The 16549-nt window shown below is 54.8% G+C and carries 12 protein-coding genes; 7 read left to right on the top strand and 5 right to left on the bottom strand.

What is annotated here, in order from left to right; genetic code table 11:
* Nucleotides 1-223: 223 nt before the first annotated feature.
* Entirely contained in the window at nt 224-631 is a 408-nt protein-coding gene (locus tag ACTU44_RS16155; RefSeq protein WP_114098428.1) for a DUF779 domain-containing protein, read from the bottom strand.
* Between the two features lie 74 nt (nt 632-705).
* Nucleotides 706-2226, bottom strand: a complete 1521-nt coding sequence (gene exaC, locus ACTU44_RS16150; RefSeq protein WP_114098427.1) for an acetaldehyde dehydrogenase ExaC — start codon at nt 2224-2226, stop codon at nt 706-708.
* Nucleotides 2227-2590: 364 nt separating this feature from the next.
* Here exaC and ACTU44_RS16145 point away from each other — a divergent pair, with 364 nt between their 5' ends.
* The 4 genes from ACTU44_RS16145 (at nt 2591) to ACTU44_RS16130 (ending at nt 10462) form a co-directional block, all read left to right on the top strand.
* Nucleotides 2591-4489, top strand: coding sequence for a sigma-54-dependent Fis family transcriptional regulator (locus tag ACTU44_RS16145; protein WP_462095921.1), 1899 nt, complete (start codon nt 2591-2593; stop codon nt 4487-4489).
* 239 nt (nt 4490-4728) lie between these two features.
* Complete coding sequence (gene asnB / locus ACTU44_RS16140) at nt 4729-6669, top strand: asparagine synthase (glutamine-hydrolyzing) (RefSeq protein ID WP_462095920.1); 1941 nt, start codon at nt 4729-4731, stop codon at nt 6667-6669.
* Between the two features lie 255 nt (nt 6670-6924).
* On the top strand, nt 6925-8469 hold the full coding sequence (glpD, locus tag ACTU44_RS16135; protein ID WP_462095919.1) for a glycerol-3-phosphate dehydrogenase: 1545 nt from the start codon (nt 6925-6927) through the stop codon (nt 8467-8469).
* A 199-nt stretch (nt 8470-8668) separates the two neighbouring features.
* Nucleotides 8669-10462 carry a Na/Pi cotransporter family protein gene (locus ACTU44_RS16130; RefSeq protein ID WP_462095918.1) on the top strand — a complete coding sequence of 598 codons (1794 nt, stop codon included), beginning with the start codon at nt 8669-8671 and terminating at the stop codon, nt 10460-10462.
* 5 nt (nt 10463-10467) lie between these two features.
* On the opposite strand, the gene ACTU44_RS16125 is transcribed toward ACTU44_RS16130, so the two are convergent.
* Nucleotides 10468-10932, bottom strand: a complete 465-nt coding sequence (locus ACTU44_RS16125; protein WP_462095917.1) for a GNAT family acetyltransferase — start codon at nt 10930-10932, stop codon at nt 10468-10470.
* A gap of 211 nt (nt 10933-11143) precedes the next feature.
* Nucleotides 11144-11824 carry a hypothetical protein gene (locus tag ACTU44_RS16120; RefSeq protein ID WP_462095916.1) on the bottom strand — a complete coding sequence of 227 codons (681 nt, stop codon included), beginning with the start codon at nt 11822-11824 and terminating at the stop codon, nt 11144-11146.
* A gap of 207 nt (nt 11825-12031) precedes the next feature.
* On the opposite strand from ACTU44_RS16120, the gene ACTU44_RS16115 reads away from it, so the two are divergent.
* The 3 genes from ACTU44_RS16115 to ACTU44_RS16105 all read left to right on the top strand — a co-directional run bounded on the left by ACTU44_RS16115 (nt 12032) and on the right by ACTU44_RS16105 (nt 15898).
* On the top strand, nt 12032-12757 hold the full coding sequence (locus ACTU44_RS16115) for a response regulator (RefSeq protein ID WP_462095915.1): 726 nt from the start codon (nt 12032-12034) through the stop codon (nt 12755-12757).
* Nucleotides 12754-14397 carry an ATP-binding protein gene (locus tag ACTU44_RS16110; RefSeq protein ID WP_114098419.1) on the top strand — a complete coding sequence of 548 codons (1644 nt, stop codon included), beginning with the start codon at nt 12754-12756 and terminating at the stop codon, nt 14395-14397. The genes ACTU44_RS16115 and ACTU44_RS16110 overlap by 4 nt, the downstream gene beginning before the upstream one ends.
* A 196-nt stretch (nt 14398-14593) precedes the next feature.
* On the top strand, nt 14594-15898 hold the full coding sequence (locus tag ACTU44_RS16105; RefSeq protein WP_114098418.1) for an adenylate/guanylate cyclase domain-containing protein: 1305 nt from the start codon (nt 14594-14596) through the stop codon (nt 15896-15898).
* Between the two features lie 86 nt (nt 15899-15984).
* Here ACTU44_RS16105 and ACTU44_RS16100 read toward each other — a convergent pair whose 3' ends face one another.
* Complete coding sequence (locus ACTU44_RS16100) at nt 15985-16539, bottom strand: hypothetical protein (protein WP_462095914.1); 555 nt, start codon at nt 16537-16539, stop codon at nt 15985-15987.
* Nucleotides 16540-16549 lie beyond the last annotated feature (10 nt).

Raw genomic sequence — 16549 nt, 5'->3', positions numbered from 1 at the left:
GCGCTTGCTTGCCCAACAACCTCGTCGGGTTTTCGTCCTCGCAATTGCTGGTACGGGCAAAAAAAAAGCCCGCCACCTGAATGGGGGAGGCAGCGGGCTAGGAAGAAGAAGCCACGGAAAGATTTGCAGTACCATCAGCACCTTCTGGCGTTTCGGGGAGAAGGCATCATGGGGGATGACGCCCGGAACGAAACGCCACGGGTAACAGCTGAGCCTGTGAAACCTAGATGTCGGAGATGATCGGTTTCTTTTCCTCCGCCTTCTTCAGGATATTCCATTCATCGTCACTGAAAATCCGGGATCGGGTCAGAAAGCGTTTGCCCTCGGGCCCTTCAAGCGAAAACATTCCGCCGCGACCATTGACGACATCAATGATCAACTGGGTATGCTGCCAATATTCAAATTGCGCCCGCCCGATGAAAAACGGACTGCCTTCAATTTCACCCAGCAACACATCCTGATCACCGGTTTTGAACTCGCCAGCGGGAAAGCACATCGGCGCGCTGCCATCACAACACCCGCCCGACTGATGAAACATCACCGGCCCGTGGATCGATTTAAGTTTCCTGATCAGTTCAATCGCCGCATCTGTGGCGGTAACCCTGACTGGAACGGTTTCTGATCCGGTCATATTCTGCCTCCTTTTCGCGAAAGGCGACCGGACGCATCCGGGAGGAGATGCGCCCGGTCACGGTCATTGCGCGATCAGAAGAAGCCCATCGGTTTCGGATCGTAGGAAACCAGAAGGTTCTTGGTCTGCTGATAATGGTTGAGCATCATCTTGTGGTTTTCACGACCGATGCCCGACTGCTTGTAACCACCAAAGGCCGCGTGGGCCGGATAGAGGTGATAGCAGTTGGTCCAGACACGACCGGCCTTGATATCACGGCCAAAGCGGTACGAACGGTTGGCATCGCGTGTCCAGACACCGGCACCCAGGCCATACAGCGTGTCATTGGCGATATGAAGGGCTTCGGCATCGTCCTTGAAGGTGGTTGCCGAAACAACCGGACCAAAGATTTCCTCCTGGAAGATGCGCATGCGGTTGTGGCCCTTGAAGATGGTCGGCTGGATATAGAAGCCACCCGCAAGGTCGCCGCCCAGATCCGCCTTGTCGCCACCACAGAGGACTTCTGCACCTTCCTGTTTGCCGATATCGAGATAGGACATGATCTTTTCCATCTGCTCGGTCGAGGCCTGTGCACCCATCATGGTGTCGGTATCAAGCGGGTTGCCCTGTTTGATGTTTGCAACACGCGACAGAACGCTATCCATGAATTTGTCATAGATGCTTTCCTGAATGATGGCGCGCGACGGGCAGGTGCAAACTTCGCCCTGGTTAAGGGCAAACATGGCCATGCCTTCGGCGGCTTTCTGACGGAAATCGTCATCTGCTGCCATGATGTCTTCAAAGAAGATGTTCGGTGACTTGCCACCAAGCTCAAGCGTCACCGGAATGATGTTTTCCGATGCATATTGCATGATCAGACGACCGGTGGTGGTTTCACCGGTAAAGGCGACTTTGGCCACGCGGTTGCTTTGTGCCAGCGGCTTGCCGGCTTCGACACCAAAGCCCTGCACAACGTTGACGACACCTGCCGGGATCAGATCGGAAATCAGTTCCAGAAGGACGCAGATCGAAGCCGGGGTCTGTTCGGCCGGTTTCAGAACAATGCAGTTGCCTGCGGCAAGGGCCGGTGCCAGTTTCCAGACCGCCATCAGGATCGGGAAGTTCCACGGAATGATCTGGCCAACCACACCAAGTGGTTCGTGGAAGTGATAGGCGACCGTATTGTCGTCAATTTCGCCAAGCGACCCTTCCTGTGCGCGAATGGCACCAGCAAAATAGCGGAAATGATCGATCGCCAGCGGAATGTCAGCGGCCAGCGTTTCACGCACGGCCTTGCCATTGTCCCAGGTTTCGGCAACAGCCAGCATTTCCAGATTGGCTTCCATGCGATCAGCGATCTTGTTGAGCATGTTGGCACGCTCGGTCACCGATGTTTTGCCCCAGGCCGGGAAAGCGGCATGGGCGGCATCAAGTGCTTTTTCGATATCTTCGCTTGATGAACGGGCTACCTCGCAGAATGGTTTGCCATTCACCGGCGAGACATTTTCGAAATACTGGCCCTTGGACGGAGCGACCCATTCGCCGCCGATGAAGTTCTCGTAACGGCCCTTGAAGCTTACCGGACTGCCGGCGTCATTTGGATTCTTGTAGATCATTTTGGTTCCTCCGAGATCGACAGGCGATTTTTTCGCCCGCTTTTTGATTGTGACGGTGCCTTATCCGCAAAGGTCATGCCACTTTGATCACGTTTAAGGGCAGGGGTGAAAAGTGACCGGTTTTCATGCGGTTACCGGGATACTGAAAAGGCCGACAGGCAAAGACGGACGGCGAACAGTCCGATACAGGCGGCGCAAATTGTTCCAAAAATGGAACAGTCCGGATTGAACGGATTTTTTACCGCGAAACTGTTTGGCGTGAAGGGCCCCCGATATGGTACGATTGCCATTGTGATCGGATGCGGCACAAGCCGCGCCACCGGAAAATTCCGGGTAAAACACCGACACAAGGGAGATAGCGTCTATGTCAGGAAACCTTCCCGGCGGACGGATAGAAGCAGCATTGCAACTTAGCGGTGGTGCGCAAAATCGTGCGGTGCTTGAAAGCTGGCAACGGTGTGAAGAACGCTTTGGTCTGGCTCATGACACCTTGCGCCGTCCCGAAGTCATGCCCGAAAGCCAGACCCGTCAATTGCGTGATCGCAACGGGCGGCTTTATCACCATGCCCATGATCTCGTCCGGACCCTTTATCGCAAGATTGATGCGTCGGGTTATGCGGTGTTTCTGACCGATAATAGCGGCGTGATCCTTGACAGTGTTGCCGCCCATTCCCTGTTGCCATCATTTCGGACCAACGGCCTGTTGCCCGGTGCTGTCTGGAGCGAGGAACGTGAAGGTACGAACGGCATTGGCACCTGTATTGTTGAAGGGCGCCCGATCACCATCCATAAGGATGAACATTTCCTGTCCCAGCATTCCGTGCTGACCTGCACAGCTGCCCCGGTCTTTGATCCCGATGGCAAGGTGTGCTCGGTGCTTGATGTATCGGCTGTGCGCGATGATATCAAACGCACCGATTGCCTGCGCGTGCGCGGCATGGTGGCTGATTACGCCGATGCACTTGAACGCATCCTGTTTTTTGACGAACGGGCTGGCGATGTGATCCTTCATCTTCACCCCGAAGCCCGGCATGTCGGATCGACCCGCGATGCGATGATTTCAATCGCCCCGGATGGCAAGATCAACGGGGCGACGTCAACAGCGCGCCGCATTCTTGCCGCAGCCAACAATTCCACTGACATCGCCGATATGTTCGAGATGGATGTCGATGCCCTGTTGTCGAAATTCACCGCACAGGACGGCGGGAATTCATCGGCCATGGCGCTTAATATTGCCGGGGGCGGGGTTCTGTTTGGCTCTGTGACGATGCCTGAACGGATGCGCCGTCACTATGTCGGGCGATCTACCCCGATTGCCAGCAGAACGCCCGCACCTGCAACGAAGATTGCGCAGATTGCGGATCGTGATCCGGCATTGCGCCGGATTTACGATATCGGAACGCGTCTGCATGCGCGCGATATCAATATCCTGATGTCGGGTGAAACCGGCAGTGGCAAGGAATATCTGGCGCGTCATATCCATGAAGCAACCCTTGGAAAATCCAGAAACTTTGTTGCGATCAATTGCGCGGCCCTGCCCGAAGGATTGATTGAAAACGAACTGTTTGGCCATGCTGGTGGGGCCTTTACCGGGGCAGCAAGAGACGGATTTGGCGGGCGCATCCGCGAGGCCAATGGCGGCACGCTGTTTCTTGATGAGATCGGCGATATGCCGCTTGCCGCACAGGGACGGCTGTTGCGTGTTCTTGAAAGCCGCAAGGTCGAACCGCTTGGCAGTACCAAGTCGGTACCGGTCGATTTCCGACTGATCTGTGCAAGCAATGTCGATCTCAATCAGGCGGTAGCGGATGGCAAGTTCCGCGAAGATTTGCTCTATCGGATCAAGGGCGCGCGTCTTGCCGTTCCGCCCTTGCGCGAACGTAGTGATATTGTCGATGTGATCGGGCGGTTGTTGGCTGCTTTGTCGAATGATTATGTCGAATGCAGTGATGAAGTGATCAGACTTCTGACCCGTCATCAATGGCCGGGCAATGTGCGCGAACTGATCAATGTGTTGCAATATGCCAGTGTCTTTGCCGAAAACGGTGTGATCGAAGGCGATCATCTTCCGGACGATTTCCGCATCGAGACAATCAAACCCGCAACATCGGCACGCGATGCGATTGAACGGGCCGAAGAAGGCGCGCTGCGCCAGCTTCTGGACGATCATCACTGGCATATCAGCAACACGGCCAAGGCGCTTGGTATCGGGCGCAACACGCTCTATCGCCGGATGGCGCGACTGGGAATCGAGAGGCGCTGACTTGCCGCGTCATACCCTTTTGGTCGCTTATGTCTCGTCCAAAGAGCCTGCCCTTATCCTTTTGCAGGGCGGCTTTGGCACGTTTCAGGTGTGATTGATCCGAATGCCGACCTGCCAGATTGCCCGGATTGCCTCATCCGGGCATTTTTATGTGTGCAGCATCGGGTTTGCAGAATGTTTTCATTGTAGAATGTGCCGTTATTGTTTTAAGTAACAGCAGGGTTTTACAGGATTATTTTATGTGTGGAATTGCCGGTTTATGGCTGTCTGGACAAAGTGACGCAAGCGGATTGGGCGATGCTGTATCGCGCATGAATGCGGCACTGCATCATCGCGGCCCCGATGGCGGCGATGTCTGGGTTGATTCCGATAATGGTCTGGCACTTGGCCAGCGCCGCCTTGCGATCATTGATCTTTCTGATGCCGGTAAACAGCCGATGCATTCGGCCAATGGCCGTTATGTCATGGTCTATAATGGCGAGATCTATAACGCGCCGGAACTTCGCGAGAAGCTGGCTGCGGCCAATATCAATGTTGCCTGGCGCGGGCATTCCGACACCGAAGTCATCCTTGAATGCATTGCCCATTGGGGCGTGCGCGATACGATCAAGCGCCTGATCGGCATGTTTGCGATTGCCCTGTGGGACAAGGAAGCAAAGAAACTGACGCTTGTGCGTGACCGTCTTGGCATCAAGCCGCTTTACTGGTCGCGCTATGAGGGCAATATCGGCTTTGCATCCGAAGTCAAAGCGCTTCTGGCCGGCGGTGCCATTTCACGCGAAGTCAATCAGGCTGGTCTTGAGGCCTATCTTCGCTTTGGCTATGTGCCATCGGGGCTTTCGATCTATGCGCATGCCAAGATGCTCAAGCCCGGTCATATTCTTGAGGTAACCTCGCACGATCAGGCAACCGAGACGGCCTATTGGTCGGTTGAGGATGCGGTCCTCAACGGGCAAAAACATGCATGGAGCGGCGATGATCAAAGCGCGATTGATGCGCTTGAAGATTTGCTCCGCGATGCTGTTCAGCGCCGCATGGTTGCCGATGTGCCGCTGGGCGCATTTCTGTCGGGCGGGATTGATTCATCGACCATTGTTGCCCTGATGCAGTCGGTTTCGGATCGTCCGGTCAAAACATTTTCGGTCGGGTTCGAAGACGAAGCCTTTAACGAGGCGGCTTTTGCCGGTGAAGTGGCGCGCCATCTTAAAACCGATCATACCGAACTTTATGTCACGCCCAAGGATGCGCTTGATCTGGTGCCGAAGCTTTCGGAAACCTATGACGAGCCGTTCTTTGACAGCTCGGCCATTCCGACCTATCTGATTTCGGCCCTGACCCGCAAGGAAGTCACGGTTGCGCTTTCCGGTGATGGCGGGGATGAAACATTTGGCGGCTATACCCGTTATCTTTGGGCCAAGCAGCTGAGTGCCGCAGCAGGCAGTATTCCGTTTGGCGCGTCACTTGTGTCGCGTGGTCTGACCATGCTGTCACCAGAGCAATGGGACAATCTTGTCGGGCTGGTTCCGGGCAAGCTTGCGACTAGTGCGATTGGCGATAAAATCCATAAGGCTGCCCCGCTTCTGGCGATCAGGGATGATCTGGATCGGTATCATGCGCTGCTGTCGCTGTTTGATAGCGACAAGCTTCTGGGCAGCCGTTCCTCGCGCAAGAAATTCCGCGTTCCGGGCGAGATGTTCTGTCGGAACCGCAATCTTGACTATGTCTCGTCCATGCAAGTCATGGATACGATGATGTATATGGTTGATGATGTTCTGACCAAGGTTGACCGTGCATCGATGGCCAATTCGCTTGAGGTCCGGGTGCCGTTTATCGATCATCGCGTGATCGAATTTGGCTGGCGTCTTCCCGCACGGCTCAAGATGAATGGGTCGACGGGCAAATATGCCCTGCGCCAGATCCTGTATAAATATGTGCCGCGCGAAATGATTGATCGCCCGAAAACCGGTTTTGGCGTGCCTTTGGCGCAATGGCTGCGCGGGCCGCTGCGTGAATGGATGGGCGATCTTCTGGCCAATGACGCACTTTATCAGGACTTTGGTCTGGACCGCCGTCAAATCGAAAAGCTGCAGAACGAACATATGAGCGGCAAACGCAACTGGGGTCATCAGCTCTGGACGATTTCCATGCTCTCGGACTGGCAGAAACGCTGGCTGGCCTGACGGGCTGACAAACCCGACATTCCAATTTCATTGCATCCATGAACGCCCCGCCTGAATATCAGGCGGGGTTTTTCAATTTATTTCAAAAATGAACTTTTCAAAATTTTCATGCTGTCTGACCTGCATCTGGCAGTTGGCGCATGCGATAGAGACATGGCTGTGTCGAATAAATGTCACAATTCGAAACTTGAAAATTTTCGAAAATGAACTATTTTGAGATCAAAGAGAGATTCCTTTGGCTGAAAGAGGCCTCGCATGGCGACGACTGCACATTACGATCTGATCATTATTGGTGGCGGCATTAACGGTGCCGGCATTGCCCGTGATGCGGCGGGGCGCGGCCTTAAGGTCCTGCTCTGTGAAAAGGATGATCTGGCCAGCGCAACCTCGTCAGCCAGTACCAAGCTGATCCATGGTGGTTTGCGCTATCTGGAACATTATGAATTCCGGCTGGTACGCGAAGCTTTGACCGAACGTGAAGTGTTGCTTGGCAATGCGCCGCATATCATCTGGCCGCTGCGCTTTGTGTTGCCGCACCGCAAGGATTTGCGCCCGGCATGGATGATCCGTCTTGGACTGTTTCTTTATGATCATCTTGGTGGCCGCAAAAAACTTCCGGCCTCCGAGGGCATTTCATTTGCCAAGCATGTATCGGGTGCGCCGCTTCGTGATGGCGTGACAAAGGGCTTTGTCTATTCCGATTGCTGGGTCGATGATGCGCGTCTGGTGGTTCTGAATGCCATTGATGCCAACGGCTTTGGCGCGGAAATCCTGACGCGCACCAAATGTGTCGGTGCCAAGCGCATCAAAGATCAGTGGCAGGTTGCCTTGCGCGACGAGGAAACCGGCGCAGAACGGCAGGTGTCGGGCCGGATGCTGGTCAATGCGGCGGGGCCCTGGTGTGCTGATCTGATCAATCCGGAAAACGGTGTGGTGCAATCTGATACCAAGGCCGATATTCGTCTGGTCAAGGGCAGCCACATTGTCGTGCCCAAGCTGTTTGACCATGACTATTGCTATATCTTCCAGAATGGCGATGGGCGCATCGTCTTTGCCATTCCCTATCAGGATGATTTTACCCTGATCGGGACCACCGATGTTGATTTCGCCGGTGACCCGGCCAAGGTCAAAATCGATCAGACCGAAATCGATTATCTGTGCAAGCTTGCCAGCGGTTACTTCAAAAAACAGATATCGTCCGACGATGTCGTCAGGACCTATTCCGGTGTGCGTCCGCTTTATGCCGGAAATGGCGAAAGCGAAAATGCATCAAAGGTTTCGCGTGATTATACCCTTAAACTTGAAGCCAATGACGGGGTTGCCCCGGCACTGCATGTGTTTGGCGGGAAAATCACCACCTATCGCAAGCTGGCGGAACATGCGCTTCAGATCATCACCAAGCAGCTTGGCACCCACGATGCGCCATGGACCGCACGTGAAACCCTGCCCGGTGGCGATTTCCCCAATGCATCCTATGACGAGGCGCTTGCGCTTTATGCTGGTCAATATGGCTGGATGGATCGCGGGTTGCTGAAACGGTTGCTGCGTGCCTATGGCACCCGGATTGAACTGATTGTCGGAACCGCATCGAAAATGACCGACCTTGGCACATGCTATGGTCATGACCTTTATGAAGCGGAACTGCGCTATCTGATTGATCATGAATGGGTTCGCAAGATTGATGACCTGATCTGGCGACGTTCCAAGCTTGGCCTGCGTCTGAGTGCGGAACAGATTGCTGCACTTGAAACCCGTCTGGCACAGGAAAAGCAGTCAGAACGCGTGATCGCCGCGCAATAGATGCGATATCTGTCGTCAGACAGGTTGGAAATTTAGAACAGGGGCAGTGCACCGATCCATATCGTGCGCTGCCCCTGCTGTTTTATGCGTCCGGATGTCTTGCGAAATGTGTGTGCCTAGGTTTCTGAAAATCCTGACAATTATTGCAGGCTGTAGTAATGCTTGTGGGCTGGTTGTCCTTGATTGCGGCGGGTTTTGAATGTCCGGGTTCCTTCGCCTATTGCTGTTAAGTCTGTTCTTCTTCGTTCTTGATCTTTCGACTGCACAGGCAGCCGAGGATGGGGGAACGTTGCAAGCGGGCTGGATGGCGGTCGGGCTTGTCGGGGGCCTTGCGCTGTTCCTTTATGGGATGGATCATCTGGCAAGTGCGCTTAAGACCCTTGCCGGTGCAAAGCTGCGCTTCATACTGTCAAAAATGACGCGCAACCGTTTTATGGCGGCGATCTCGGGTGCGCTGGTGACCGGGCTTGTGCAGTCTTCCAGTGTCACGACGGTTCTGGTGGTCGGTTTTGTGTCGGCGGGGTTGATGCCCTTTGCCCAGTCAATTGCCGTGATCATGGGGGCCAATGTCGGCAGTACCCTGACTGCTCAGATCATCGCATTCAAGGTCGAGGCCATCGCGCCGTTGGTGATCGCGATCGGTTTTGCCATGACCATGATGGGAACACGCAAGCGTGTTGCCCTTGCCGGGAAGGCGATCCTTGGCATGGGGATGCTGTTCTTTGGCATGGGCATGATGAGCGACGCGATGGAACCACTGCGCACCTATCCGCCCTTTATCGATCTGATGGCCCAGATGCAAAACCCCGTACTTGCCATCATTGTTGCCGCCGTTTTTACCGCCCTTGTGCAATCGAGTGCCGCGACAACGGGGATTGTCATTGTTCTGGCCGGGCAGGGCCTTGTCAGTCTTGATGGCGGGATAGCTCTGATTTTCGGAGCCAATATCGGGACCTGCTTTACCGCCCTTCTGGTGACAATAGGCAAGGGTCGGGATGCCTTGCGGACCGCGATTGGACATGTGCTGTTTAACATTGGCGGTGTGTTGTTGTGGCTTCCGTTTATTTCGCAATTGTCGGAATTTGTGTCTGACATCACGTATGTGACCAATGGCGGCAGTACCGATATTGCACGCGAAATTGCCAATGCACACAGCATTTTCAACATTGCCAATGTGATCCTGATGATCGGTTTCGTGCCGTGGATTGCCCGGCTGATCGAAAAGCTGGTGCCGCTTGAAACCGTCATTGACCCGCCGCTTGATCCCAGCCCGAAATATCTGATGCATGAAGTGACCGACACGCCCGCAGCAGCAATTGCGCTTTTACGCAATGAGGTCATCCATATGGGGGATATCGTGACTGATGTTGTCCGTCGCGGTCGCGAAAATCTGGGGAAGCCGACCAGTACCAGACTGCAACACATTGCCGAGCTTGATGACGGTGTCGATAGTCTTCAGGACGCGATTGCACTGTTTGCCAGCAAGGTCCGCCGGTCAGAGCTTTTGCCTTCGGAACAAAGAAGGCTGCAAAACGAACTTGAAGTCAGCAACCACCTTGAAGCGGTGGGGGATCTTGTCGCCGAGGAAATGGTGGATATGGTCTCGGAGCTGATGGATATCGGGCAAATCCCGTCCCAGGAACGGCGCACCCAGCTGGCCGAGCTGTTTCAGATCGGCGAGGATTGTCTCAAACAGGCACTTACCGCCTATTCAAGCGAAGATCGCGAAACGGCCATGGCCGTTCTGGCACGCAAGGCCGAATTCACCGACAAGATGGAGCTGACATTGCGCCGGATCAGCGATGCCATCGGTCCGCGTGATGTGGATATCCGGTGCTATCGCATCAATGTGGCGCTGGTTGAACGCATCTATCGGTTGTTTGAGCGCGCGCGTCGCATTGCCCACGCGACGATTGCCGTGATTGATGACAAGGCGCCATCGGACAACGGTCAGGACATGCAAACCGTTGCCGATGCTGCCACCGGGTCTTGATCGTCCTAGGAGGTTTGACGTTCAAGCGGGGGAGTGTCGATATCCTTCTGCATCACGGTGACATCCAGCGCGCGATAGCCAAGATGGCGATAGAAATCCTGTGTCTTGCTATTTTCCGAGCGCACCATCAATTGCATGCGCCAGACACCCTGATCGCGTAACCAGCTTTCGGCAATGTCCATAAGTCTGCGACCAAGCCCGGATTTCTGAAGCGTCGGAGCAACCGCCAGATAATAGACCCATCCGCGGTGACCATCGTGACCGGCCATTACGGACCCGATAATGTTATCGCTGTTATCTTCCCAGACAAGAAGGGTCGCATCAGTCGCATTGACCGCAAAGCCGATATCCCACGCGGGCGGATTATAGGGGCGATAAAGGCCGGTATCCTGCCAAAGCTGTGTCAGGGCGGGGATGTCATCAAGGGTGGCTGTTCTTGGGCTGTCGTTTGGGGCGGTCATGCTCGTCATTGTTTTTCTTTCGGGGCGCAGTTTTTAATCGCCAAGAATGATGATCAGGATTGTGGTCGTCAAACCAAAAAAACATGAAAAATCAACGACACATAAGAAGTGCCTCCAAGGGGGAAACCTTGGAGGCACAGGGGAGTGTCCGGGGGATCGGTTGGGAATGAAGCCCCCGGACCGGGGTGGGGATTGTGTCAGGGGTTCGTTTCGGCTGATCTTAGCTGATCGGGCGGCCGGTCACGCTGCTGAGTTCCATTTCACGGACAATGTCACCCGCCTGATTGGTAACCGTCGCGGTATAGGTGCCACGCGGAGTTTCTGCCAGTTTGTCGAGTTTAAGTTCACCATTGCCAAACCGGATGACCATCGCATTGGCCAGAAGGTTCATCTGATCGGCGGTGAATTTTTGGCTGTAGCGTTCTGCCTTATCCGGGCGTGGCATCAGTTTTCGCAAGTCACGACGTTCCTCGCGGTCCATGCGGCCGGATTTGGCATCAAATGAGATGACTTCAACAACGTCGCCCTCGGCATTGACCAGAAGGACGTCGATCTTGCCCGGTTCTTCTGCCGCAAGGGCATCTCCGGTCTTGAGATCAGCCGAGCTGGATTTCAGAAGCATGGCATCGACCAGAATGCGGGCCTCGGCCGGGGTCAGCGGGGTTGCACGTTCGCGGGTTTGGCTGCCAAACATGCCGCCTTTGCCATGTTCGCCACGCTTGCCACGCTCAGCGCATTCACCGCCGGATTTGTCACCACGATGATGGTCGCCGCCAAACATCGCCCATTCACTTGGTGCGCCACGATCGCCAGGTGATGCATAGGCTACTGCAATCGGGGTCGCAATCAGGGTTGATGCAAACAGGGCAGCTGCAATCTTGATTTTATTGGTGGGCTTCATCGTAAACCTCTTACGGTTGGGGGGATCGCTTGTTGAGGTCTGTTATCGCCGATGATTGTCGCGAAATGATCCCGAAGAACCGGCAAATTGGTCGCAAGGTTTGCCAAAAGCCCGAAATGCGACAATTTGATACAAATTGCCGTTTTTGCCCCAAATGCCAACGCGCTAAGTTACACTGAGCAGACCGTTCCAATGACAGGACCGCAAATGAGCGACCAGCCCCATATTCTTGTTGTCGATGACCACCGTGATATTCGCGATCTTCTGGGGCGTTATCTGCGTCAGCATGAATATCGTGTGTCACTGGCGTCTGATGGTCGCGAATTGCGCAAGATGATGGCTGATGATCTGTCGCCTGATCTGATAGTGCTTGACCTGATGATGCCTGGTGAAGACGGGCTAAGTTTGTGTCGCTGGCTGCGCGAGAACTATGATGTGCCGGTTGTCATGCTGACCGCCCTTGGCGAGGAGACGGATCGCATCATCGGTCTGGAAATGGGGGCGGACGATTATCTGGCAAAGCCGTTTAATCCACGCGAACTACTGGCGCGGATCAAGGCGGTGCTACGCCGGGCGCAAAGTCTTCCGGTCGGGCGCAAGGGACCGCTTCCCGGTGGGGAAGTCCATTTTGATCGATGGATACTTGATCGCACGCGCCATGAATTGCGCGATGCCAATGATGTGGTCCTGCCGCTGAGTGCCGGGGAATACGGGTTGCTTTGCGCCTTTGTCGAACATCCCAACATGGTGCTTAACCGTGACCAGTTGCTGGATCTTACCCGTGGACGCGAAGCCGTTCCCTTTGATCGCAGCATTGATAACCAGGTCAGCCGTCTGCGTAAAAAGATCGAAACCGATGTCAAAAACCCGACCCTGATCAAAACTGTCTGGGGCGGGGGATATATGTTCACCTGCGAGGTGGTCGAGAAATGACCAAGCGCCGCCTGATCAAACGTCTTTGGCCTCAAAGTCTTACCGGGCAGCTTGTCTGTCTTCTGCTTGGTGCAATTATCCTGACCCATATTGTGCTGGGCGTGATGCTGGCCGATGAACGCCGTGATGCGCTGGCCTCCGAGCGGCGCGGAAATGCATTGTCACGTGTGGCGGCAATTTCACGTATTTTGACGACAACACCGCAGGATAACTGGGTCGATGTCCTGCGTGTCGCCCAGTCACCGCAAACCCGTTTGCGACTGGTCGACAAGACCGAAGTCGCACATTCGGACGGGCAGATATCTGACAAGCTTACAGGCAAACTGAACGAAGCTCTGACGTCGGGGGCAGGAAGTGTTCCCGGGATTTCTGCGCGGGTGGAAATCCTGACAGAAGATGACTGTTGGGCCGAACGCAAATCCCTGCGACACGCCAAGGAAGCCTTTCTGGACCAATACCGCGAGGAACGCTCAAAGCGTACGTCTGACCACGATGATCGCGATAAACATGATGATGACCATGATAAACGCACAGCACCGTGGGAATTCCGCTATATGGAGCGCTTTGACTGCCATGTCGCACCCGTGATGCAGATTGCTGTTCCGATCATCCCGATATCTGGTGATGGTTCGGGCGGTATTCCGGGCGATGGATCATTTGATGGTAATGGTCCGGCGGAGGCACCCTCGAACCGCAACAGCACCGATGTCCAGCCACAAGTCTGGCTCGAAGCAATGATTGGCGGTGTGATGCCGCCGCCATGGTTTGTCTTTGACAATGTGCTGCGCGTTGCCTTGTCCGCGCTGGTGATTGCGGTGATCACATTCTTTATCACGCGGCGCATCTCGCGATCATGGGTGCTTTTGGCCAATGCCGCCGACCGGGTCGGGCGCGGGGATTATCCCGAACCGGTACCCGAAACCGGCCCGATTGAAATTCGACGTGCAGCCAAGGCCTTTAACCGCATGACGGCGCGCCTCAAGCGGTTTGTCGAAGACCGCACACGGATGCTGGCTGCCATTTCCCATGATCTGCGCACGCCGATCACGTCGCTTCGTCTGCGGGCTGAATTTGTCGACGATCCCGAAAACCGTTCGCGGATCATCGAGACGCTTGACGAAATGGAACAGATGGTCGAAGCGGCAATGGCCTTTGCCCGTGAAGAAACGGCAAATGAAGATACCCGCAAGATCAACATCACCGCGCTTGTTGAATCCGCAGTCGAGGATCTGGCGGAAACCGGTCGCCCGATTTCCTTTGTCGGAGACGGGGCCGCGCGGATTTATCCATGCCGACCGCTTTCGGTCAAACGGGCCTTTGGCAATCTGGTATCCAATGCATTGCGGTTTGGCGACCATGTCGAGGTGAATGTGCGCGACGCCGATGATGATGGTTTGTGGATTGAAATTGCCGATGACGGGCCGGGGATTCCGGTTGATAAACGCGAACAGGTGTTTGAACCGTTCTTCCGGCTTGAAGAATCACGCAATCGTGACACCGGGGGTATCGGCCTTGGAATGGCCATCGCGCGCACCGCCATTCGTGCCCATGGCGGGGAGATTTACCTTGAAGAGTCCCCGAAAGGCGGGCTTTTGGCGCGGATATACCTTCCACCGGCAAGATTGGATACCAAAGCGTAGATTACGTCCGGTTTTGGTGAGTTTTCAGCAAAATCATAAGGTTAAGAATTTTTGACAACTTGCCCTTGCGTTTTTAATGACTAATGGTCATTTGTGTGCCGGGAAATAGATTGTTTCCAAATCAATAATTGCGAATTGGCATTGCTGTTCTATCTATGCAATGCAAAAATAAACGCGAAAATGGACGGAGCGAACAATGAACAATAACGGCCAGGACTCAGCAGTCGTGACCTCGCTACCGGGCACCAACAATGCCCAGGCAGCGCGCGGCTTTGTGCGTTCTGTCAATGACTGGCTGATGGAATGTGCGCTTGATGATACCGATATCAGCGAACTTCTGTCAGGGATGGTCAGCCGCCTTGTCGCATCGGGCATCCCGATTGACCGCGTGATGGTCGCCTTCAAGACCCTTCATCCCCTTTACGAAGGGGTTTCCTATATCTGGAACAAGGAAAGCGGGCAGGTCGAACGTTCAACCCATATGGGGGTTGGTGATCAGGATCAGGACTGGGCCGAAAGCCCGATGAAATGGATGCTCGATAATGATGTCAGTTTCATGCGCCGACATCTGATCGGGCCAAGCGCGGTGATCGATTTTCCGGTTCTTGAAAGTTTCCGCCGCAACCGCGGGACGGACTATTATGCGTTGATGACCCCGTTTGTTACCGACCGTGACAGCACGCTTGATAGCAACCGCATTTTCATGACCTATCTGACCCGTCGTCCCAGTGGTTTCTCGGACGAGGATCTGGCGATCCTTTCGGGTATTCAGCGCCGTTTTGCCGTGTCGTGCAAGATGCGTATCAATCACGAAGAAACAAGTACCATTCTCGAAACCTATCTTGGCTCGGACGCAGGGAGCCGTGTGCGCAACGGCCAGATCAAGCTTGGTGACAGTACCAAGACCCGTGCGGTGATCTGGTTCTCGGACATGCGCAATTCGACATCGGTTGCGACCCATGTTGGCGATGATGCCTTTCTTGGGGAAATGAATGATTTCTTTGCAGCCACTGCGGGGGCTGTGCTTAAGCATGGTGGACAGGTTTTGCGCTATATCGGGGATGCGACACTTGCGATTTTCCCGATTGGCGAAGACGAAAACAATCTCGAAGAAGCCTGCCTTGCCGCTCTTTATGCCGCAGCCGAGGCGCAGCTTAATGTTGATGCGCTGAATGCCACGCGCGAAGAGTCCGGCAAACCGCCATTTGACTATGGCCTTGGCATGCATGTTGGCGATGTGATTTACGGTAATGTCGGTGTGTCCGAGCGTGTCGACTTTACCGTGGTCGGGCAGGCCGCAAACGAAGCCGCCCGGATTGAACAATTGACCAAGCAACTTGGCAAACGCGTTCTGGTCAGCCAGACGGTCGCAAGCTTCATTTCCTGCCCGACGCAGGAAATGGGCGCCTATGAGCTTCAGGGAACCGGTGTCAGCGTCAAACTGTTCGCCCCTGACTTCTCCGAGGCTTGCCACCGGATCGAACTGATGCGGGCCGGTTAATCAAGCCAGAAGAACGACAATCAAAAAGGCCGGTTCCTTGAAAAAAGGACCGGCCTTTTTGATTGCGGTGACATCCGGATTGCTCTTTACGCCAGACTGTCAAAATCCTTTACGACGCTGCTGGCGGACTCACCCACACTTGCGAAGGTCTTTTGCGCATCGGTTACGGCCTGGGTCGCGGCCTTGATGATGTTGGCATAGGGGTCGACTTCTTTTTTGACCAGCATCTGTTGCATGGCAACACCGGTGGTGGCTGATGCCATCGACATGATGTTGCGCAGATAATCGGTTGAATCCTGCACGGCATAGGCAGCTGCCTGCGCGACCTTTTGATAGGCAACACCATTTGCGCCCGGAATGGCCCCGTTAAGGACAGCGTGATTGGTGGTTCCAACCGCCTGCACGATTTGCGGGTTCAATGCGGTGCTAAGGGGCGGGGTGCTGGCCGGACTTGATGTGTTGGCAGCCGCACCGGTGCTGTCACCTGCGCTGTCTGCATCACTGGACGGTTTGCTGTCATCAGCACCGCCTGCTGCCGCCTTGGTGCCGGAAGGATCGCTGCCCTCGGCGTTTTCCGAAGGGGCGGCGTTATCGGCATTGCCGGATGCATCGGGATTGGTGTTGTCATCATCTGCCATCATGGACCTCTTG

The organism is Thalassospira sp. SM2505 (genome assembly GCF_054901115.1).
The sequence above is the reverse complement of the archived record's forward strand: the minus strand, read 5'-3'. Positions and strand labels throughout refer to the sequence as shown.

Coding starts and splice junctions, on each gene's coding strand:
- ACTU44_RS16125 (WP_462095917.1), bottom strand. CDS start 10,932: ATGACGAGCATGACCGCCCCAAACGACAGCCCAAGAACAGCCACCCTT.
- ACTU44_RS16120 (WP_462095916.1), bottom strand. CDS start 11,824: ATGAAGCCCACCAATAAAATCAAGATTGCAGCTGCCCTGTTTGCATCA.
- ACTU44_RS16105 (WP_114098418.1), top strand. CDS start 14,594: ATGAACAATAACGGCCAGGACTCAGCAGTCGTGACCTCGCTACCGGGC.
- glpD (WP_462095919.1), top strand. CDS start 6,925: ATGGCGACGACTGCACATTACGATCTGATCATTATTGGTGGCGGCATT.
- ACTU44_RS16155 (WP_114098428.1), bottom strand. CDS start 631: ATGACCGGATCAGAAACCGTTCCAGTCAGGGTTACCGCCACAGATGCG.
- asnB (WP_462095920.1), top strand. CDS start 4,729: ATGTGTGGAATTGCCGGTTTATGGCTGTCTGGACAAAGTGACGCAAGC.
- ACTU44_RS16115 (WP_462095915.1), top strand. CDS start 12,032: ATGAGCGACCAGCCCCATATTCTTGTTGTCGATGACCACCGTGATATT.
- ACTU44_RS16130 (WP_462095918.1), top strand. CDS start 8,669: ATGTCCGGGTTCCTTCGCCTATTGCTGTTAAGTCTGTTCTTCTTCGTT.
- exaC (WP_114098427.1), bottom strand. CDS start 2,226: ATGATCTACAAGAATCCAAATGACGCCGGCAGTCCGGTAAGCTTCAAG.
- ACTU44_RS16100 (WP_462095914.1), bottom strand. CDS start 16,539: ATGATGGCAGATGATGACAACACCAATCCCGATGCATCCGGCAATGCC.
- ACTU44_RS16110 (WP_114098419.1), top strand. CDS start 12,754: ATGACCAAGCGCCGCCTGATCAAACGTCTTTGGCCTCAAAGTCTTACC.
- ACTU44_RS16145 (WP_462095921.1), top strand. CDS start 2,591: ATGTCAGGAAACCTTCCCGGCGGACGGATAGAAGCAGCATTGCAACTT.